The sequence below is a fragment of the Kribbella italica genome (assembly GCF_014205135.1).
Lineage (GTDB): Bacteria > Actinomycetota > Actinomycetes > Propionibacteriales > Kribbellaceae > Kribbella > Kribbella italica.
In genome coordinates this window covers 6,695,896-6,715,217 of the sequence record NZ_JACHMY010000001.1, presented here as the reverse complement: position 1 = coordinate 6,715,217, position 19,322 = coordinate 6,695,896, and the positions used below count along the sequence as shown (strand labels likewise).

The window sequence follows — 19,322 nt, the reverse complement described above, 5'->3', positions numbered from 1 at the left end:
CATCAGCTCCCCGCGGCGACCAAGCGGGAGTGCTGTTCGCCGAGGCCGTCGGCCCAGACGCGCAGGACGTCGCCCTCGCGGAGGTAGCGCGGTGGTTTCTGGCCCGCACCGACACCGGCCGGCGTACCGGTGCTGATCACGTCCCCGGGGTAGAGGGTCATGAACTGGGAGATGTAGTGCACCAGGTGCGCGACACCGAAGATCATGTTGGCGGTCGTGCCGTCCTGCAGGACGTCCCCGTTGACGTCGAGGCCGAGCCGGATCGCCTGCGGGTCGGGCACTTGGTCGGCGGTCCGGATCCAGGGACCGAGCGGGCAGAAGGTCGCCGCGTTCTTTCCCTTGTCCCACTGGCCTCCGCGCTCCAGTTGGAAGTGCCGTTCCGAGACGTCGTTGACCAGCACGTAGCCCGCGACCACTTCGAGCGCTTCGGCCTCGCTCGACAGGTACGCGGCCCGGGCGCCGATCACCACGCCCAGCTCGACCTCCCAGTCCGTCTTCTCACTGCCGCGCGGGATCACCACGTCGTCGCGCGCCCCGACCACCGTGTCCGGCGTCTTCAGGAACAGGATCGGCTCCGCCGGTGGTTCCTGACCGCCCTCGGCGGCATGGTCGGCGTAGTTCAGCCCGACGCAAACGATCTTGCCGGGCCGCAGCGGCGCGGCCAGGCGAACGTCCTCGTACGCCGCGACCACCGCCTCCGGGTCGGCGAGCGCGGCCTCGGCGCGCTCCCGCAACCGGCCGGGATCGAAGGCCCCGGCCTCGCCGGCCAGGGTCACCACCCGGCCGTCGTCGGTGAGCACGGCGTCCCGCAGACCGTCGTCGCTGTGGACTCGGAGCAGTTTCACTGATTCCTCCAGCCTTGCTGCTTCGCCCAGTTGAGGTAGGCGATCCCCAGGGCATGCGACCCCTGGACGGGAACGAGCTGCACGGCGTCGTACACGCGCAGGCTCTGTTCGTGGACGATCGCGTCCTGCTCGGCGTACGGCATCCAGCGGGCGCACTGGACCGCGTTGCCCGGGACGGCGTCCGCGGTGCCGTTGACGCGGTACCAGACCTCGGTGGCGGACCGGACCACGTTCTGCCGGAACGTCGCGGCGAACCGCTCGACGTCCTGGGCGAGCCCGCTGTCGATGCCCGCCTCGAAGGCGGCGTGCACGAACTCCGTGCTGATCGCCGCGTGGCTGATGTCCTCGATCTGCCGGCTCGCCGAGTAGAACGGTGTGTACTCCGAGACGCCGGCCTCGCGGGTGTAGCCGGCGTACAGCTCGCCGTACGGCGGCCAGTAGGGCCAGACGTAGGCACTGTCGGCCTCGAGAGTGAGCCCGGCGCGGTACGCGGTGAGCAGCTCGCTCACCCGGGTGCGGTAGCGCTGCTCGCCGGTCGCCCGGTACAGCTCGACCATGACCAGCCCCGGACCCTGACTCTGGTTGTACGGCTGGATCGTGCCGTCGAAGGGAATCGGGGCCCCCTTCGGCCACACGTAGTCGCCAGCTCCGCCCGGGCGCGTCGCGTACTCGCAGTCGTGGAAGGCGACCGCATCCTTCGCCGCACCGAGCAGGTCGAGCGCCGTACGACGGCGCGGTCCGCGGTTCAGGCCCGGCGTCTTCAGCACCATCCGCGCGTACCTGGCGAGCGGGTAGGCGATCATGCCGGTGTGCACCGCGAACACGTAGTACTGCGGGACGAAGGCGATCGTCGCCGCGCGCGGAGCGCTTCGGCGGCGGGGTGACTTCCTGAGGTCGACGGCCGTCCAGCGGACCGCCGGCCCGTACGCCGCGTTCACCGCGGGCACGACGTAGGTGGCCGCGCCGGGATCCAGCGAGACGCCGCGCAGCGTGACGACCGTGGTGGTCGCGGGATTGCGCAGGACCAGGTCGAAGGTGTCGCCGGAGACGTTGAGCACCTCGGCGGTCGACTCCGCGCTCCGCGTTCCGGCCCAGCGCAGCTGGACGGCGGGCTGGCCGGCGCCGTCCGGGAGGACGCCGTGACCAGCGGTGTAGTTGTGCGCGGTCCGCCAGACCTTGCCCGAGCGGCCGCGGTAGTCCTTGACGCCGCGGGCGTGGTCCGTCGTCCGGAGCAGCAGGGCCGCGCGCTCCTCGAAGGTGCGCAGGTACTGCTCGTCCTGGTAGGCCTCGTACATCCGGAGCAGGCCGAGCATGAAGTAGGACTCGCCCCACGCGTACAGACCGGTCTCGTTGTTCGTCGGGTTGCCGGCCAGGTACGCCGACTGGGCGGCCGCGAACGCCGCGGGCGACTCGTAGTCGAGCGCGGCCGTGAAGGGCTGACCGGCCGCGGACGCCGGGCCGGCCGGACCGCCGGTCCAGGCGAGGACGCCGGCGGCGGTGGAGCCGAGGAGGAGGTTGCGCCTGCTGATCGGTGGGGTCATCTCGTTGCCTCACTGGGAGAAGGTGCCGGACGGGACAGGTGCGGGGCTCAGCCTTTGACGGCGCCGCCCATGCTGTTGAGGATGCGTTTCTGCAGCAGCAGGAAGATCACGACGATGGGCAGCAGCGAGATCACCGTGCCGGCCGCCAGACCGCGGACGTCGGTCCCGCTGACGCCGGTCAGGTAGGCGATGCCGAGGGCGACCGGGAACTTGGACTGGCTGGTCAGCGTGATCATCGGCCAGATGAAGCTGTTCCAGACCGAGACGAAACCCAGGATCGCGAGCACCGCCAGGGTCGGCGCGACGATCGGGACCGCGATCCGCCAGAAGATCGCGAACTCGTTCGCGCCGTCCACCCGGGCCGCCTCCACCACCTCGTCGGGAATCTGCGCGAAGGCCTGGCGGAGCAGGAAGATGCCGAGCGAGGACAGGATCGCGGGCAGGATGACCGAGGCGAAGGTGTCGGTCAGCCCCAGCTGGCCCATCACCAGGAAGCGCGGGATCAGCATCAGCTCGCCCGGCAGGAACATGATCGACAGGAACAGCATGAAGAACAGCGACCGGCCGCGGAAGGCGATCCGGGCCAGCGGGTACGCCGTCAGCGCGGAGACGATCAGGTAGATCGGCACGGTGACGCCGACGTAGATCAGCGAGTTCACCAGGAACCGGGCGAACGGGACGGTCGTCCAGGCTTCCTTGAACCAGTCGAGCACCGGTGGGCGCGGGATCAGGTCCGGCGGGAAACCGAAGACGTCCTGGGCGGCCGACTTGGTGGCCGAGCTGAGCAGGATCAGGAACGGGCCGACGAACAGCGCCGCGACCGCGAACAGCAGCACGTAGAGGCCGATCCGCCGGACCGTGCGGCGCGTCGCCATCAGCGGTCCCTCCGGCGGGTCACCACGAGGTTGGCCGCCGCGATCACGATCATGATCGCCCACAGCACCAGACCGACCGCGCTGGCGTAGCCCATGTCGTAGTCCTGGAAGGCTTTCGACCAGATGTAGTAGCCGAGGGTGAGGGTCGAGTCGAGCGGGCCGCCGCGGGTCAGCACGTAGACGGACTCGAAGGCCTTCATCGCCTCGAGCATGCTCAGGATCAGCGTGACCGCGAAGGTGGGCAGCAGCGCCGGGACGATCACGTGCCGCAGCCGCTGGCGCGCGTTCGCACCGTCGATCCGGGCGGCCTCGACCTGGTCGGTGGGCACGGCCTGCAGACCGGCGAGATAGATCATCATGAACAGGCCCATGTTCTTCCAGCCCTCCAGCAGCACCACGGTGGGCAGCGCCCAGGCGCGGTCGAGCAGGAAGTCGATCGGGCCGAGGCCGGCCAGCCCGAGCAGCCAGTTGACGACGCCCTCACGGTCGAAGACGTAGCGCCAGGCCACGGCGACGGCGACCATCGACGTGATCACCGGCAGGTAGTACAGCATCCGGAACGCCTGGATCCCGCGCAGCTTGACGTTCACCAGCATCGCCAGGAACAGCGGGGCGACCACGGTGAGCGGCAGGAACATCACCAGGAACAGCAGCGAGTTCCGCAGCGCCAGGAAGAAGCGCGGGTCGTGGGCCAGCGTGGCGAAGTTGTCCAGCCCCGTCCAGCGGACCGGGCTGACGATGTCGTAGTCGGAGAAGGCCAGCTGGATCGCGATCACCGCGGGCCAGGCGAACATCGCGGCGTACATCAGCAGCCCGGGCAGCATGAACAGGTACGGCGTGTACCAGTGCTGGCCGACGACCCGGCCACTGAGACCCGGCATAGCGCGTCCCCTCATGTCTGAAACCTGGCTTCTGGATTCGCAATTTTCACGACCGTAGCTCACAACGGCAGGACTCGCCAGCGCTAACTCTCCCAAATTTTCCTGAGAAAATCCCAGCCGACCGGTTGACGAATCACGGCGACATCCGAACACTGTGATGTCTAGAAGTAGTGTTTAGGACATCCACTCAACTGGGAGAACGTCATGGCGCGAGCTGTTCGATCCTCGGTGCGGGCCCGCTTCGCCACCGCCGTGGCGCTGGCCGTGGCGCTGCCGCTCACGCTCGCGGCCTGCGTCTCCGGCAACCCGGCGAGCCAGGACGCTCCGGAGCAGTCCGGGGACGCCTACTCGGGCGAGGTCGAGTGGTGGACGATCAACCTGCAGAAGAACTACGGGCCGGACATCCAGAAGATGATCGACGCCTACCGGTCGGCGCACCCCGACGTGACCATCAAGTGGGTGGACGTCCCGGGCCAGGACATCACCACCAAGTTGCTGGCCTCGATCGCGAGCGGCAACGTGCCGGACGCGGTCAACTACACCTCGGCCACGACCGGGTTGTTCGCCGGATCGATGGCCGACCTGAACAAGTACTTCAGCGCCGAGGAGCTGGCGGCGTACGCGCCCGGTCTCGCCGGCCCCCTGGTCACCAAGGACGGCCGGCGGATCGCCGTCCCCTGGTACAACGGCGGCACGTCGCTGGGCTTCTACAACAGCGACCTGCTGACCTCCGCGGGGTTCAGCACGGCCAAGCCGCCCAAGTCGTACGACGACGCGCTCGCTCTGGCCAAGACCTACCACCAGTCCTCCGGCAAGGCCGCCACGAACTTCATGGCCTACAGCAACGTTGTGCAGGGCAACGACATTGCCCTGCTCTCGGAGGACCGGACGAAGGCGGCCTTCAACACCGCCGAGACGGTCGCGCTGCTGGAGAAGTTCAAGACCTCCTTCGACTCGGGCGCGATCGCCCCCGGCAGCCTCGGCGCCAACCAGCGCGAGCTGCCGCAGTCGCTGGAGAACCGGCAGATCGCGTTCAACCCGCTCGCCACCTCCAGCACCCTGCTGAACGTCGAGAAGAACTCCCCGGCGGTCTACAAGTCCATCGCGGTCGCACCGCCGGTCAGCGGCAAGTCCGGCAAGTACTACCTGCCCGGCCAGCAGGTCTTCGGCATCCCGGCGAAGTCGGGCAACCAGGCCGCCGCGGCCGCGTGGATCAAGTTCGTCACGTCGTCGGAGCAGCAGCTGGCGCTCTGCAAGCTGGTACCGATCTACCCGTCCACGCTGAAGACGCTCGAGGACCCGTTCTTCACCGACATCAGCGGCAGCACACCGGCCGACCAGGCCCGCAAGATCCTGCGGGACACCTTCGGCAACAGCGTCGACGCGTCGCTGGGCTCGGGCAACGACGAGCAGCTGCGCGAACTGTTCGACCAGCAGGTCCGGGCCTTCATGTCCGGGACGAAGTCCGCACAGCAAGCGCTGGACGCCGCCGAAACGGCGTGGAACAGCGCCCTCGCGAAGGGCAAGTGACCAGCATGGACCAGCTCCGGATCGGCATCGTCGGCGCCGGGATCATGGGTCGGGCGAACGCGCTGTCCCTGTCGGCCGTCGCCGGGGTCGAGGTCACGGCGTGCACCAGCCGCTCGGCCGACGGCGCCGGTCGGCTCGCCGACGAGATCCAGGAGCGCGGTGCTCCCCGGCCGGCGATCCGCCCGGACCTGGACGCCCTGCTGCGCGACGACCAGGTCGACGCCGTCGTGCTCACCACGCCGGACCACCTGCACGGCGAGATGATGGTGCGGGCGGCCGACGCCGGCAAGCACATCCTCGTCGAGAAGCCGCTCACCACGTCCGTGGCGGAGGCGGACGCGGCGGTCGCCGCCGTACGGCGCAACGGCGTGGTGGCGATGTGCCTGTTCAACCATCGCTGGGTCCCCGCCTACGCCCAGGCGCACGAGCTGCTCGCCGGCCTCGGTGAGCCGGCGGTCGCCTACGCCCGCAAGGACGACACGATCTTCGTGCCGACCGAGATGCTCTCGTGGGCCGACCGGACGACCTGTGCCTGGTTCCTGTCCAGCCACGACATCGACCTGGTCTCCTGGCTGCTGCGCGACCAGGTCAGCCGCGTCTACGCCACCGCGCGCTGGGGCAAGCTGCGCTCGCTCGGGATCGACACCCCCGACGCGATCCAGATCCAGGCCGAGTACTCGCGCGGTGCCGTGGCGACGTTCGAGTCGGCCTGGATCTACCCGAACACCTTCCCGACCATGGTCGACTCCTACGTCTCGGTCGTCGCCGAGGACGGCGTGGTCCAGCTGGACCGGCAGAAGGAGAGCGTCGTGGTCGCCCGCGAGGACGGCTACAGCTACCCGCGGAACATGCTGCAGCGGGTGATGCACGGCATTCCGGCCGGCGCGTACGCCGACGCGATCGCGCACTGGATCTCCTGCTGCCGCACCGGCGCGCAGCCGCTGATCACGATCGAGAGCAGCCGCAACGTGACCGCCGTACTGGAAGCCGCGCACACCTCGATCGCGACCCGGCAGCCCGTCGACGTCTCGATGCTCGCCGATCCCGGGGCCCGGTGAAGGAGATCGCCACCCAGTCCGCCGGCCCCGAGAAGGCCCGGCACATCGACGGCCGGATCAACCGGATCGGCACCGGTGACCTGATCAAGGCCTTCGGCTCGCCGTCCGGGGTCGACGACCTCGCCACGCTGCGCGCCTTCGTGGCCGGCCGAATGCGCAGACCGGCCTGGCCGTTGCGCGAGTGGACCGAAGCGATCCGTTCCCGGCCCGCGGCCGACGCGGTGCTGATCGACGCGACCGCGCTGCTCAGTGGAGTCGACGTGACCGGCACCGAGCACGGCCGCTCCCGGCGGTACGGCTTCCACTACCTGGACTGGCTGGTGCCGGGCGTGCACGCCTGGCTGCTGACCGGGGAGGGCCGCTACCTCGAAGCCTTCGAGAAGCACCTGGAGGACTGGGTCGAGCAGCGCGACTCTGTCACCGGCGAGTGGCCCGGGCTCGATGTGATCTGGTACTCCCTCGGCACCTGGGCCCGCTGCCGCAGTCTCCTGCCCACGCTCGAGGTTCTCACCGCTTCACCGTTGTCCGACCGTGCGTGGGGCGGACTGGTCAGCACTCTGGTCGGCGGCGCGCGCTGGGCGTACGACGAGCACGACGCCTTCCGGCACGGCAACTGGCAACTCGTCTGCGCCACGGAGCTCCTGCACATCAGCGCCGTACTGCCGGATCTGGCCGAGGCCGCGAGCTGGGCCGAGCGTGCGCGCCTGCGGATCGACGAGCACCTGCTGCTGGACGTCTATCCCGACGGCGGACACTACGAACGCTCTCCGGGCTACCACAAGATGTGCCTGACCTCGCTGCAGCTGGCCGCTGTCGTCGACTCCCGGTACGGGTCCGGAGAACTGGCCCGGCACCCGAAGCTGACGGCGATGTACGACTGGCTGCGCGAGCTCGTCTCGCCGAACGGCTGGATCCCCCACCTGCAGGACAGCCACGTCGAGTGGCCGGCCCGGAGTCTGCTGCGGGGAAGCTACGTGCTCGACAACCCCGTCCTGGCAAGCTCCGCCGCGCAATGGCTGAGCCCGGAGGAGTTCGCCGAAGAGGCGGCCATGCTTCCGGCCTGGACGGACACCGCCAGGCAGGCCCGATGGACGAGCACGCTCGCGTCAGCCGTCAGCACCCCTGCTCCCGCGCCGCAGCGCACCTCCGTCCTGGGCTATTCCGGGTACGTCGTCCTGCGCGCGGGCGATTTGCGCGCCGTGATCAACTGCGGGCCGCACATCGAGCACGAGCTGGAGTCGCACTCGCACCGCGCTGTACTCGACTTCGTGCTCGAGGGGCAGCACCGGCCGCTGCTGTGGGAGGCCGGCGGTCCGCCCAGCTACGACGACCCGGAGTACCTGTCCTGGTACCAGTCCGGCCGCGGGCACAACACCGTGCTGGTGGACGGACAGGAGCTGAGCACCGATCGTGTGGTGAGCACCGACCCGCTGGTCGACACCGATCTCCTGGCCGTCTTCACCGGACGCCACCAGGGCAACGGCGTACCGCAGGCCCGCACGATCGCGATGGTCCGGGAAGAGCCGTCGTACCTGGTCGTCACCGACAGCACACCAGGCCTTGACGGGCAGCACACCTTCCGCGCCTGCTGGCAGGCGCTCGACCCCTGGCGGCAGGTGGGCCCACTCGCCTTCGACACCACGGGTCCCGACGGTTCGGGGCTCCTCCTGCTCGAGGCCGGCGACCCGGAGACGACAGCGGTCGAAACGCTTGAGGGGACGGCTCGCCGGCCGGACCTGGTGCGCCCGGAAGCGCGGTACGAACCGCTGCACACATTGGCGCTCGACCGCGATCGCGGGGCCTTTACCACGGTGCTCGTCCCGCACACGGGGACCGAGTCGCCCAGCGTGACCGTCGTCCGGAGCTGGGCGACGTTGACCATCGACCACGGCCACACGGTCGATCGAGTCGGCACCAACCACTGGGTACGCACGCGGCGGGACGCAGGCGAACAGTTGTCCTGGGCAACGGGTTGGCAGGTTCGCGAGCTGGCCGACCGCGGCCGGCCGCTGTTCCGCAGTGCCGCGCCCGTCGATGTCGAGGCCACTCTGCGGGACGGCCGGCTGCAGCTGGCCGTGACCGCGTCCGGCCGTTGCCGGATCTGGATCCGCGTGGGTCAGGACGGCGAGGTCCGGCTGAACGGCGTACCGGTGACGACCGTCAGCGACGAGGCGGGCTGGGCGGATCTCACGCTCCCGTACGCCGGACGCTGGACCATCGAGGGGGCGACCCATGCCTGACGACGTCACCAGCGGCTGGTTCGACGCGCACATCGTGACCGGTGCGCACCCGGCGGCCCTGCTGCAGCCGACCGACCGGGACGCGATCGCGACCCACCTCGCCACGTATGAGCTGTCCGGAGCTCTCGTCAGCGCGATGGCCTCGTGGCTGCACGACCCGCTGACCGGCAACGCCGAGGCCAGCGCCGTCGCCGACGACCTGGCCGACCAGGGCGTCCTGGCCTGCTGGACGGCGGTGCCGCCGGTCCACGGCGAGCCGCACACGCTCGGCGGGCTGGTCGGCCAAGCCGCGGACGGGGAAGGAGTCGGGGCGTTCCGGCTCCATCCCCGGTCGCACGGGTACTCGCCCGTGTCCGCCGCGATGGACGAGTTCTACTCGGCTCTCGCGGTCACCGGCCTGCCGCTCTGCGTGGACGCCGCTGAGCTCGACTGGTCCCAGCTCGCGGTGATCGCGACCCGCTTTCCCACGTTGCGGATCGTCGTCTCTCAGGTCGGGTACCGGGAGCTGCGCAACCTCTCGGCGGCCCTGCGCGACCACGACAACCTGTCCGTCGACCTGGTCAACTTCGCGGCCCATCAGGCCGTGGAGTGGCTGGCCGCCAACGGTCTCGCCGACCGCCTGCTGTTCGCCACCGGGCTGGGGCTGCGCGATCCCGCCGAGAGCATCGTCCGGCTCGCCTGGTCGGGCGTCGACGACGCCACGGTCCGCCGGATCGGCTCCGGCAACGCGGCCGGGCTGTTCGCGGGACGGTTGCCTGCTGCTGTCGGGGGGCAACGATGATCGGCCGCCGGCCACCGGCCGGGCGCCAGGTGATCGACGTCCACGCGCACCTCGGCCCGTACTCGCTGTTCCACATTCCGGAGCCCGGCGCACGGCAGATGGTCGACGTGATGGACCGGACCGGGACCCAGGTCGCCGTGGTCGCGGCGAACCGCGGCATCCAGCAGGACGCCCACCTCGGCAACACCGAGACGCTGGCCGCGGTGGACGCCCACCCGGGCCGGATCGCGGCGTACGCGGTGATCAATCCGTGGCAGGACCCGGACCGCGAGCTCGAACGGCTCGCGGCCGACGACCGCTTCGTCGGGATCAAGGTGCACCCGTCGCTGCACCAGTACCCCGTGACCGGTGCGCGGTACGCCGCCGTGTGGGCGTTCGCCGCGGAGACCGGCTGCCCCGTGCTCAGCCACTCGGAGCACCGTTCGGCGTACGACGCGCCGGTGCTGTTCGAGACCGTCGCCGACAGGTACCCCGACGCTCAGGTGATCCTCGGCCACGCGGGCATCAGTCCGGCCGGCGTCGACGAAGCGGTCGCCGCCGCGAGCCGCCATTCCTCGCTCTGGCTCGAGGTGTGCGGATCGCAGATGACCGGCCAGTTGATCACCGGCATGGTCGAGCAGGTCGGGAGCCGGCGGGTGCTGTTCGGCTCCGACTTCCCCTTCATCGACCAGCGGATGTCGCTCGGCCGGGTGGTCTACGCGTCGCTGACCGAGGACGAGCGCGAAGATGTCCTCGGTGGGAACGCCCACCGTCTGTTCCGGTGGCGCCCGCTGCCGGGTGATCCGGGGGAGCCTCGATGAGCGACGACACCGACAGTTCCGCGGCCGGCGAACGCCTTCCACCGGTGGTGGTCGGGCTGTTCGGCCCGCGCCGGCTGGTCAAGACGATGGCCGAGGCCGGTCAGCAGGTCGCCGAGCGGCACGCCCCGAACCGGGTCAAGTTCGTCACCGGCGGGTACGACGACCAGGCCGAGGCCGAGGACCGCTACCGGCGGCTGCGCGACCGGATCGACTCCGCCGTGTTCCCCGGCCCCTGGCAGTTCGACCTGGCCGCGGACGGGCACTGGCTGACGGTCCCGTCCACGCACCTCCCGCTGACCGGCGCCGCCCTGTACGCCGCCCTGCTGCGCGCCTCGCTGACCATCGACGACGTCGACCTGAGCCGGGTGAGTATCGACTCCCTGGCTGCGGCCGACGTCGAGGAGGCGTACGCCGAGATCGGGCTCGACACCACGCACGTGCACGACATCCCGTACGACGGCCCCGAGTCCGTGGCGGGCTTCGTGGCCTTCCACCGGGCGAAGCGGGAGCAGGGCAGCACCCTGGCCCTGACCACGATCCTCTCGGTCGAGCGCGAGCTGCGGTCGCACGGCGTACCGGTGCTCCGGATCGCTCCGACCCGGTCCAGCGTGCGCGACGCCTTGGAGACGGCGGTGCTGCTCGGGCAGGGCACCCGGATGGGCGCGCACCAGATCGCGATGATCGCCGTCCAGCTGATCCCGACCGGTACGTCGCGCACCGAGTCCGGCGACTACTGGCAGCAGGAGCTCGCCCTGTCGACCCACCAGCGGCTGCTGTCGGAAGCGCGCCAGGTCGGGGCGACGGTGGCACGGCGCTCGGACACGCTCTTCCTGGTCACCACCACCCACGGCGCCCTGGTCCAGCTGACCGAGCAGTTCAGCACCGCGCCCTTCCTGAGCGCGCTGACGGCTCAGCTCGGCGTACCGGTGGCTGTCGGAGCCGGCACCGGCCAGACCGCACGGGCGGCCGAGGCCAACGCGCTGATGGCGGTCGAGGACTCGGTCAGTCGCGCGGGCCGGGTCGCGGTCTACCTCGACGACGCGAACGCGCGGACCGACCTCCCACCCGGCACCGGCCGCGCGGTCACCGAGTCCGCGCCGCAGGACGGCGCCCCGCCGATCGATCCGCGCGCGATCGAGATCGTCACCTCGATCGCCGCCGCGACCGGCGCCGGTCCCCAGGTGATCGCCGACGTCGAGACCGTCGCCGAGATCATGCAGGTCACCCAGCGGACCGGTCGCCGGATGCTCAAGGAACTGGTCGACGCCGGGCTCGCCTGGCCGCTGCCTCCCGCCCGGTCGAGCGGTGGCGGGCGGCCGCGCCAGCAGTTCCGGTTACTCACCGAGAAGCTCGAATAACCCCGACCCACGGAGGAACCATGCCGAGCACCGTTGCCCGAGGTTTCGAGCAGGCCGACCAGTTGTACGCCCGCGCCCAGCGGTCGCTCGCCGGCGGTGTCTCGAGCGACGCCCGTCGCGCGGCCGGGACGCCGCTGTTCGTCGACCATGCCAAGGGCGCCGAGCTCTGGGACGTCGACGGCAACCGCTACCTCGACTACGTGCTCGGCCAAGGCCCCAACTTGCTCGGCCACGCGTCCCCGCTGGTCGCCGAAGCGGTCACGGCCCAGGTCAGCCGGGGCATCGCGTACGCCGCCCAGCACGAACTGGAGGCGGTCGTCGCCGAGCAGCTCTGCGCGATGGTCCCGTCGGCGGAGCTGGTGCGGTTCAACAGCGTCGGGTCGGAAGCCGTGCACGGCGCCATCCGGCTGGCCCGCGGGCACACCGGGCGGCCGAAGATCGTCAAGTTCGAGGGCAACTACCACGGCTGGCTCGAGCCGGTGCTCTACAGCGTGCACCCCGACCTCGCCTCGGCCGGCGACGCCCGGCACCCGAACGCGGTCGACGGTACGGCGGGCCAGCCGCGCGACGGCGCGGCCGACCTGATCGTGCTGCCCTACAACGACCTCGACGCGGTGGCGGCGGTGTTCGCCGAGTCCGGCGACCAGATCGCCGCCGTGATCCTCGAGCCCCTGCTCTGCAACACCGGGTGCATCACTCCGGGCCCCGGCTATCTCGAAGGGCTGCGGGACCTGACCCGGCAGTACGGCGCGCTGCTGGTCTTCGACGAGATCATCTCCGGCTTCCGGGTCGCGCCCGGCGGCGCCCAGGAGCTGCTCGGCGTCGTACCGGACCTGTCGGCGTTCGGCAAGGCGATGGCCGGTGGCATGCAGGTGTCGGCGCTGGTCGGTTCGCGCGAGGTGATGGGGTCGATCGCGGATGGGACGGTGGCGCACGCGGGGACCTTCAACTCGCACCCGGTCGCGATGGCCGCGGCCGACGCGGTCCTCCGGCACCTCGACGAACAGCGCGACGCGGTCTACCCGCCGCTGGTCGCCCGCGGCCGGCAACTGATGGCCGGACTGCGGGCGGCGGGCGAGCGGCACGGCGTACCGCTGCTGGTCGACGGGCCCGGCCCGGTCTTCCAGACCTGCGTGACCGACCAGGCGGCGGTCACCGACTACCGGTCGTTCGCCGCCTGTGACCGCGCGACGATGGGTCGCTTCCACGCCGGGCTGTTCGCGCAGGGCATCAGCATCGTCCCGCGCGGCCTGTGGTTCCTGTCCACCGAGCACACCGGCGAGCAGATCGAGGAGACGATCGCGATCGCGGACGCCGTACTGGCCGGGCTGTGACTACGGCATCAGCTGGCCGCCGTTGACCTCGACGATCTGGCCGGTGACGTAGGAGGCCATCGCGTCGGAGGCCAGGTAGAGGATCGTGCCGACGCACTCGTGCGGGGTGCCGGTGCGGCCCATCGGGATGGTGGTGAGCATGGCCTTCATTTGCTCCTGACCGGTGTGGCGATCGTGGAACGGGGTGCTGATGACGCCGGGCGAGATCGCGTTGACGCGGATGCCGTCGGGGGCGAGCTCCTTGGCCAGACCGCGGGTGAAGGTGCTGACGGCGCCCTTGCTGGTCGCGTAGACGACCGAGCCGCCGCCTCCGCCGTGCCGGCCGGCGATCGAGGTGACGTTGACGATCGCGCCGTTGCCCTGCTCGCGGAACACCGGCACGATCCGCCGGCTCATCGCGAACACCGAGGTCAGGTTCACGTCGAGGATCCGGTGGAACTCGTCGTCCGGTACGTCGGCGACCGCGGCCCGCTTGACCAGGTCACCGGCGTTGTTGACCAGGACGTCGATGCGGCCGTGCTTGGCCAGTACGGCGTCGATCAGCGCGGCGGCCGCGTCACTGTCGGCGAGGTCGGCCTGGTGGACCGAGCCGCTGCCGCCGGCGGTGTTCACGGCGTTCAGCGTGTGCTGCGCGCCGGACTCGTTGGCGTGGAAGTGCAGCGCGACCGTCGCACCGGCCTCCGCGAACCCGACGGCCGCGGCCGCCCCGATCCCGCTGCTGGCGCCGGTGACGAGCACAACCTGGTCCGAGAAGTCGAGAAATCGCATACCCCCATCCTGCCGGACCGCCCGGGCACCGGCGGACCGCGGAGCCCCGACCCGCCGAGCCGGAGGCGGGGCCAAGAAAACAAAGTATGTTCGATGAATGGGTTACGACCTGGCGACGCTCGAACTCCGGCGGTGGCGAGTGGCTGACGCGTTGCGCCTGACGGCGGCGCACGCGGATCCGGACATGGCCAACCAGGGCGGCATCCGCGACACCGCCAGCGCGGTCGACTGGATCGGCCGGGTCGCCGACCTCGACAACGGCCACGTGTACGCCGTCGCCGACGGCGAGGACCACCCGGTCGGCTGCGTCGCGGTCACCAACATCGACCGCCACCAGGTCGGCTGGACCTGGTACTGGACCATCGCCGAGGTCCGCGGCCAGGGCATCGCCCGCGACGCCCTCCGCGCACTCGCCGACTGGGCCCACCACGACGCCGGCCTCTACCGCCTGGAGCTCGGCCACCGCACCAACAACCCAGCCTCCTGCGGCGTCGCCGCCGGCGCCGGCTTCCTGTACGAGGGCCTGGAACGCGAACGCCTCGCCTACGACGGCACCCGCTACGACGTAGAACGCCACGCCCGGTTGGTCTCGGACCCGCTGACGACACCGGAGCGCCCGGTCACCATCAGCACCTGACGGCGACCCGCCCCTCAGGACCCCGTCTCGACTACACCCGCGACACCTGTCGCCGCGTCCTCGCCCGCGTCGGCGACCGGAACTCCCGCACTGCCATCACCCCGAGCCCGGCCGACGGGACGCACCAGAACAGCGCGCTCACCCAGTCCCGCTCGACGAGCACCGCGAGCAGCCAGCATCAGCAACGCCACCGCCGCGAGCAGCCAGCGCTTCACCTTCATGAGTGGATGCTAGGTGCTCGCCCAGGTCGGGGACAGGCGTTGCGAGAGGCGGCGTGGGCCGGGAGACCATACGGTTGGGGTATGGGTAAAGGCAACCGGTTGTCGTTCTTCTCGTTGGTGATCGGTGGGGCGGCGGGGTTCGGGTTGCTGTGGATCACCCGGCGGGCCTGGGACGACTGCGGCGTGAAGGTCAACGGCGTCGGCAACGGGCCGACGTTGCTGTTCGTCGGGCTTCCGGTCGCGATGGTCGTGAACATCGTGCTGTTCAGCGTCGTCTGGCGGGTGATGAAGAAGGGCGGCGGCGGCAAGTTCCTGATGCCGCTGATCGGCGCCCTCGTGGCGATCGCCATCGCCGACCTGGCCCTCTTCTCCTGGGCTGGTACGCCGGCCGGCATGGCCGCGCCGATCTGCCCGGGGAACGTCCCCGCGTGGTGGCCGGAGTGGATCCCCACCTGAGCTGACTGGAGGCCGGCCCGGGGGTCTGTCGCGAGGGTCCGGTCGAGCGCCACAGCCATCAACTCAACCCGATATCCCCAGCCGCCCGGCCAGCGCCTGCGCGTCGTACGGCGCCCGCACCTTCGCGTCGTTGTCGAAGTACGCGAACACCTCGCGCTGCCGCCGCGGCGCCGGCGATCCGACCCGTTGCCCGTCGGTCGGCGTCCGCCCGCCGTGCCACGTCCTGATCCGCCCCGCCCACCGTTCCAGCGCGGCATCGTCGTACCCACTCACGTACAGCTCATCCGCCCCATGCAACCGCACATAGACGAAGTCCGACGCCGTCACGTCGTCCAGCATCGGCCACTTCCCCGCTGTATCGGCGCAAACCAGCCCGATGTCGTGCTCCCGCAGCAACTCCACGAACCGACCATTCTCGTACGACGAATGCCGCACCTCCAGCGCGTGCCGCACCGACCGATCAATCGATGCCTCCAGCAACGACCGGTCCGTCATCCGCTCGTTGTGCCCCCGCGCCAGCACCGCCGCCTCACCAGTTGTCCGAGGCAACAACTCGAAGAACCGCGCGAGCCGCTGCTCGTCGTACCCCAAGGTCCCCGGCAGCTGCCAGAGCACCGGCCCGAGCTTCTCCCCCAGCGCGAGCACCCCGGAGGCGAAGAAGTTCGCCAGTGGCGTCCCGACGTCCTCGAGCTTCTTCATCTGCGTGATGAACCGCGGCCCCTTGACCGAGAACACGAACCCCGGCGGCGTCTCGTCGTACCAGCGCTGGTACGACGAGGGCCGCTGCAGCGAGTAGAACGACCCGTTCAGCTCGATCGAGTTCAACCGCCGCGACGCGTACTCCAGCTCGGCCCGCTGCGGCAGCCCGTCCGGGTAGAACACCTTCCGCCAGGGCGCGTACCGCCATCCCGAGATGCCCACCCGGTACGGACCGTCCTCCCAGCGTTCCATCCCGGCGAGTGGTCAGCCGAGCTTGCGCAGCAGCGGTACGACGTCCTCGGTGAACTGGGTCAGGAAGCGTTCCTGGTCGTGGCCGGGGCCGTGGACCACGAAGTGGTTGAACCCGGCATCCAAGTACGGCTGGAACTGCTGGACGACCTCTTCGGGGTCGGAGGCAACGATCCAGCGCTTGGCGACCTGCTCGATCGGCAGCTCGTCGGCGAGTCGCTCCATCTCGGTCGCGCTGTCCACGCTGTGCTTCTGCTCCGGCGTCAGCGACAGCGGCGCCCAGAACCGGGTGTTCTCCAGCGCGTGCTCCGGGTCGCGGTCGTAGGAGAGCTTGACCTCGAGCATCCGGTCGACGTCCTCGAACTTCTTGCCGGCCTTCTCCGCGCCCTCGCGCACGGCCGGCATCAGCTTGTCGTTGTAGAGCTCCATGCCCTTGCCCGACGTCGCGATGAACCCGTCGCCCGCGCGGCCGGCGTACTTGGCGACCAGCGGTCCGCCCGCGGCCACGTAGATCTTCAGCGGCGTCTCCGGGCGGTCGTAGATCGACGCCTCGACGGTCTTGTAGAACGGCCCGTCGGAGCTGACCGACTCCTGCGTCCACAGCGCGCGGATCAGGTCGACCGACTCGCGCAGCCGCGCGAACCGCTCCTTGAACTCGGGCCACTCACGGCCCGACACGGCGATCTCGTTCAGCGCCTCGCCGCTGCCGACGCCGAGCATGATCCGGCCCGGGTACAGCACGCCGAGGGTCGCGAACGCCTGGGCAATCACGGCCGGGTTGTAGCGGAACGTCGGCGTCAGCACCGACGTACCGATCAGCACCCGGTTCGTGCGCTCGCCGACCGCGGCCATCCAGGCCAGCGCGAACGGCGCGTGCCCGCCCTCGTGCCGCCAGGGCAGGAAGTGGTCGGAGACCGTGACGCTGTCCAGCCCGAGCTCCTCCGCGCGTACCGCGTACTCGACCAGGTCCCGCGGTCCGAACTGCTCCGCCGACGCCTTGTAACCGATCCGAATGCCCACCGTCTCGCTCCTCCGTCGTAGTCCGTCCACCGAGTGACAACCCGCGCACCGCGCGTTCTATGCCGCCACTGGTGTGTCGCCACCGTACTGCGCCGGGCGTTCGCGTGAACGAGGCGCCGAGAGGCAGCCCACGACGCCGTACGACGGTCAGCTGGTCTGGCGCCAGATGTCGTTGACGACCTTCTGGGCGCCCGGCTCCTCACCCGGCGCGGCGACGGCGGCCGTGCCGACCAGCCACCAACGGCCCTGGGAGCTGAAGACGTGGCTCATCACCAGCGTGTACGGCTTGTTGGTGACGGCGTACCAGGTCGCGCTGTCCCGCCGGGTGGTCGGAGCGGAGGTCTTGTACGTCGTGCTCCACTCCTTGTCGAACGCCGCCCGGCCGGCCAGGCACGCCGCCTGGTCGGTGCACGGCCGGAGCGCGATCCGCAGGTCGATCCCTGCCTTCGCCGGGTTCGTCCCGGTGAGCACGCGGCGGTAGATCGTCGTCGACGACTCCGTGGCCTGCTTCTCGTCGAGCACCGGCGGCTCCGGGAAGCCGAACTCGAACGGCAGGTCCAGCTGCCGCGCGACCTGAAGGTCCGCGCCCGGCGGGTAGATCGCGCCGACCACCGGCGCGAACGGCCCGGACCGGGACCACGGCACGGAGGTCACCTTGTCGATCCCCGGGCTGAGCACGCCCGTCGGCAACGCGGCCGGACTGACCGCGGCCGGCGGCGGGACGGCCGGGTCGACCTCCGAGGTCGCGCTCTTGATGGCGGCGCCGATGGAGTAGGTGATGCTGAACACGGCGAGCACCACGACCACCGCCACGAGATAAGGCCACTTCTTGGAGGTGCGGGTCGCCTGCGCAGGCCCGCCGGGGCCCGCCGCGCCGGCGGAGCCCGGCGGACCGGCGGAGCCCGGCAGACCGGCGGAGCCCGGCGGACCGGCGGGGCTCGCCGGGGCGGCGGAGGCGGCGTGCGGCTCCCGCTCACCACCCGGGATCGGGGCAGCGCCGTACGGCGTGAGCTGTTCGCGGACCGCGGCCAGGGACTGCTCGTCGTTGCCGAGCAGGCCGTCGAGCGGGTCGAGCAGGCGCTCGGCGCCGGACTGGCCCGGGACGAGCTGCGTGACGGCGTACGGCCTGGTGGCGGTGAGGTTGGCGGCCCAGAGCGGGAGCTCCTGGCGCTCCGGCTCGAGCGCGGCGGTCCGGCTGGCCTGGCTGAGGCGGTCGCGGACCGCGGGGTCGTCGGCGCCGGCCGCGCTCAGCACGAGGACGACGACCTCCATCCCGGTGAACGACCGTCCGCGCCAGATCTCGGCGAGCGGGTGGTCCAGCAGCCGCTGGTCGAGCTCGTACCCGGAGATCTCCGGCGCGCTGTTCACTTCGCCTCCCAGACGGCCCGGTCGGCCAGGACGAGTGCGGCCTGCTCGGCCTTGTCGGGCGCGACCGGATGCGCCTCGTAGTCCACCTGGACGACGAGGTCGTCGCGCAGCACGACCACCGACACCTTCCAGTCCTCGCCGCCGGTCCGCCCGAGGCGGTCGATCCTCGTCGGGTAGTGCCGGCCGGGCGTGAGCTCGCCCTTCTCGCGGTCGAACGCCTTGCGCGCCATCTGGTCCGGCCGGAACGGCGGTTCGCCCTCGCCGCCGAGCTTCCCGGCGTACGGCGTGATCTGGACGTTGACCGTCGCGCCGGTGTAGGTCCGCTGACCCGACTCCTCGGCGACCGCGCGGCAGCGCACCTCGCCGGTGCCGGTCTGCGCGAACACCGGAGAAGATGCCTTGGGCAACAACCCGGAGATGTCGCCGAGCCGCTCGCACAGGTCGGCCGGCAGTTTGCGCGCGCCGGCGACGTCGTCCTCGTGCACCGGCTCACCGGCGGCGAACCCGATCCCCAGCCCCGCGACCAGCGCCACCCCGGAGGCGATCAGCGCACCCCGCACCACTCCACCAGCCATGCCCCAGACCCTAGCCACGCGGAAGCTCTCCCTTACCGATCACGTTTCCGGCCGCCCGGCAACGCGTCTTAGACGACAGCACCCGC

19 protein-coding genes are annotated in these 19,322 nt (G+C 70.7%); 9 read left to right on the top strand and 10 right to left on the bottom strand.

Going from position 1 to position 19,322, the window contains the following annotated elements:
- Window positions 1-2: 2 nt before the first annotated feature.
- The 4 genes from HDA39_RS31370 to HDA39_RS31355 are packed head-to-tail and all read right to left on the bottom strand — an operon-like array spanning window position 3 to window position 4,142.
- Complete coding sequence (locus HDA39_RS31370) at window positions 3-845, bottom strand: fumarylacetoacetate hydrolase family protein (RefSeq protein ID WP_184801357.1); 843 nt, start codon at window positions 843-845, stop codon at window positions 3-5.
- Window positions 842-2,386, bottom strand: coding sequence for a hypothetical protein (locus HDA39_RS31365; protein WP_184801355.1), 1,545 nt, complete (start codon window positions 2,384-2,386; stop codon window positions 842-844). The genes HDA39_RS31370 and HDA39_RS31365 overlap by 4 nt, the downstream gene beginning before the upstream one ends.
- 47 nt (window positions 2,387-2,433) lie before the next feature.
- Window positions 2,434-3,261, bottom strand: a complete 828-nt coding sequence (locus HDA39_RS31360; protein WP_184801353.1) for a carbohydrate ABC transporter permease — start codon at window positions 3,259-3,261, stop codon at window positions 2,434-2,436.
- Window positions 3,261-4,142, bottom strand: coding sequence for a carbohydrate ABC transporter permease (locus HDA39_RS31355; RefSeq protein WP_238356187.1), 882 nt, complete (start codon window positions 4,140-4,142; stop codon window positions 3,261-3,263). Before HDA39_RS31355 ends, HDA39_RS31360 begins: the two co-directional genes overlap by 1 nt.
- Before the next feature lie 204 nt (window positions 4,143-4,346).
- On the opposite strand from HDA39_RS31355, the gene HDA39_RS31350 reads away from it, so the two are divergent.
- From HDA39_RS31350 to HDA39_RS31320, 7 genes are read left to right on the top strand one after another with little or no spacing between them, the layout of a single operon-like run.
- Entirely contained in the window at window positions 4,347-5,672 is a 1,326-nt protein-coding gene (locus HDA39_RS31350; protein ID WP_184801349.1) for an ABC transporter substrate-binding protein, read from the top strand.
- Window positions 5,673-5,677: 5 nt separating this feature from the next.
- Window positions 5,678-6,730: a Gfo/Idh/MocA family protein gene (locus HDA39_RS31345; protein WP_184801347.1), complete on the top strand. Its 1,053-nt coding sequence runs from the start codon at window positions 5,678-5,680 to the stop codon at window positions 6,728-6,730.
- On the top strand, window positions 6,727-8,970 hold the full coding sequence (locus HDA39_RS31340) for a heparinase II/III family protein (protein ID WP_184801345.1): 2,244 nt from the start codon (window positions 6,727-6,729) through the stop codon (window positions 8,968-8,970). Before HDA39_RS31345 ends, HDA39_RS31340 begins: the two co-directional genes overlap by 4 nt.
- A complete protein-coding gene (locus HDA39_RS31335; protein ID WP_184801344.1) occupies window positions 8,963-9,751 on the top strand; it encodes an amidohydrolase family protein in 789 nt (262 codons plus the stop codon). Before HDA39_RS31340 ends, HDA39_RS31335 begins: the two co-directional genes overlap by 8 nt.
- Window positions 9,748-10,551 carry an amidohydrolase family protein gene (locus HDA39_RS31330; protein WP_184801342.1) on the top strand — a complete coding sequence of 268 codons (804 nt, stop codon included), beginning with the start codon at window positions 9,748-9,750 and terminating at the stop codon, window positions 10,549-10,551. Before HDA39_RS31335 ends, HDA39_RS31330 begins: the two co-directional genes overlap by 4 nt.
- Window positions 10,548-11,909: a hypothetical protein gene (locus tag HDA39_RS31325; protein WP_184801340.1), complete on the top strand. Its 1,362-nt coding sequence runs from the start codon at window positions 10,548-10,550 to the stop codon at window positions 11,907-11,909. The genes HDA39_RS31330 and HDA39_RS31325 overlap by 4 nt, the downstream gene beginning before the upstream one ends.
- A 20-nt stretch (window positions 11,910-11,929) precedes the next feature.
- Complete coding sequence (locus HDA39_RS31320; RefSeq protein WP_184801338.1) at window positions 11,930-13,243, top strand: aspartate aminotransferase family protein; 1,314 nt, start codon at window positions 11,930-11,932, stop codon at window positions 13,241-13,243.
- On the opposite strand, the gene HDA39_RS31315 is transcribed toward HDA39_RS31320, so the two are convergent.
- Window positions 13,244-14,011 carry an SDR family NAD(P)-dependent oxidoreductase gene (locus HDA39_RS31315; RefSeq protein ID WP_184801336.1) on the bottom strand — a complete coding sequence of 256 codons (768 nt, stop codon included), beginning with the start codon at window positions 14,009-14,011 and terminating at the stop codon, window positions 13,244-13,246.
- Window positions 14,012-14,108: 97 nt separating this feature from the next.
- Between HDA39_RS31315 and HDA39_RS31310 the strand changes: the two genes are divergently transcribed.
- Complete coding sequence (locus HDA39_RS31310; RefSeq protein WP_184801334.1) at window positions 14,109-14,648, top strand: GNAT family N-acetyltransferase; 540 nt, start codon at window positions 14,109-14,111, stop codon at window positions 14,646-14,648.
- Between the two features lie 14 nt (window positions 14,649-14,662).
- Here the strand turns inward: HDA39_RS31310 and HDA39_RS31305 are convergent, their stop codons facing one another.
- On the bottom strand, window positions 14,663-14,869 hold the full coding sequence (locus HDA39_RS31305; protein WP_184801332.1) for a hypothetical protein: 207 nt from the start codon (window positions 14,867-14,869) through the stop codon (window positions 14,663-14,665).
- A gap of 81 nt (window positions 14,870-14,950) precedes the next feature.
- Here HDA39_RS31305 and HDA39_RS31300 point away from each other — a divergent pair, with 81 nt between their 5' ends.
- A complete protein-coding gene (locus HDA39_RS31300) occupies window positions 14,951-15,325 on the top strand; it encodes a hypothetical protein (RefSeq protein ID WP_184801330.1) in 375 nt (124 codons plus the stop codon).
- Between the two features lie 63 nt (window positions 15,326-15,388).
- Here the strand turns inward: HDA39_RS31300 and HDA39_RS31295 are convergent, their stop codons facing one another.
- The 4 genes from HDA39_RS31295 to HDA39_RS31280 form a co-directional block, all read right to left on the bottom strand.
- The gene (locus HDA39_RS31295) at window positions 15,389-16,276 is read right to left on the bottom strand and encodes a DUF72 domain-containing protein (protein ID WP_184801328.1); all 888 of its coding nucleotides are present in this window, start codon (window positions 16,274-16,276) and stop codon (window positions 15,389-15,391) included.
- Between the two features lie 12 nt (window positions 16,277-16,288).
- Window positions 16,289-17,293: a glucose-6-phosphate dehydrogenase (coenzyme-F420) gene (gene fgd, locus HDA39_RS31290; protein ID WP_184801326.1), complete on the bottom strand. Its 1,005-nt coding sequence runs from the start codon at window positions 17,291-17,293 to the stop codon at window positions 16,289-16,291.
- Window positions 17,294-17,440: 147 nt separating this feature from the next.
- Window positions 17,441-18,661, bottom strand: coding sequence for a hypothetical protein (locus tag HDA39_RS31285; RefSeq protein ID WP_184801324.1), 1,221 nt, complete (start codon window positions 18,659-18,661; stop codon window positions 17,441-17,443).
- The gene (locus HDA39_RS31280) at window positions 18,658-19,236 is read right to left on the bottom strand and encodes a hypothetical protein (protein WP_202893171.1); all 579 of its coding nucleotides are present in this window, start codon (window positions 19,234-19,236) and stop codon (window positions 18,658-18,660) included. Before HDA39_RS31280 ends, HDA39_RS31285 begins: the two co-directional genes overlap by 4 nt.
- Between the last annotated feature and the right edge of the window lie 86 nt (window positions 19,237-19,322).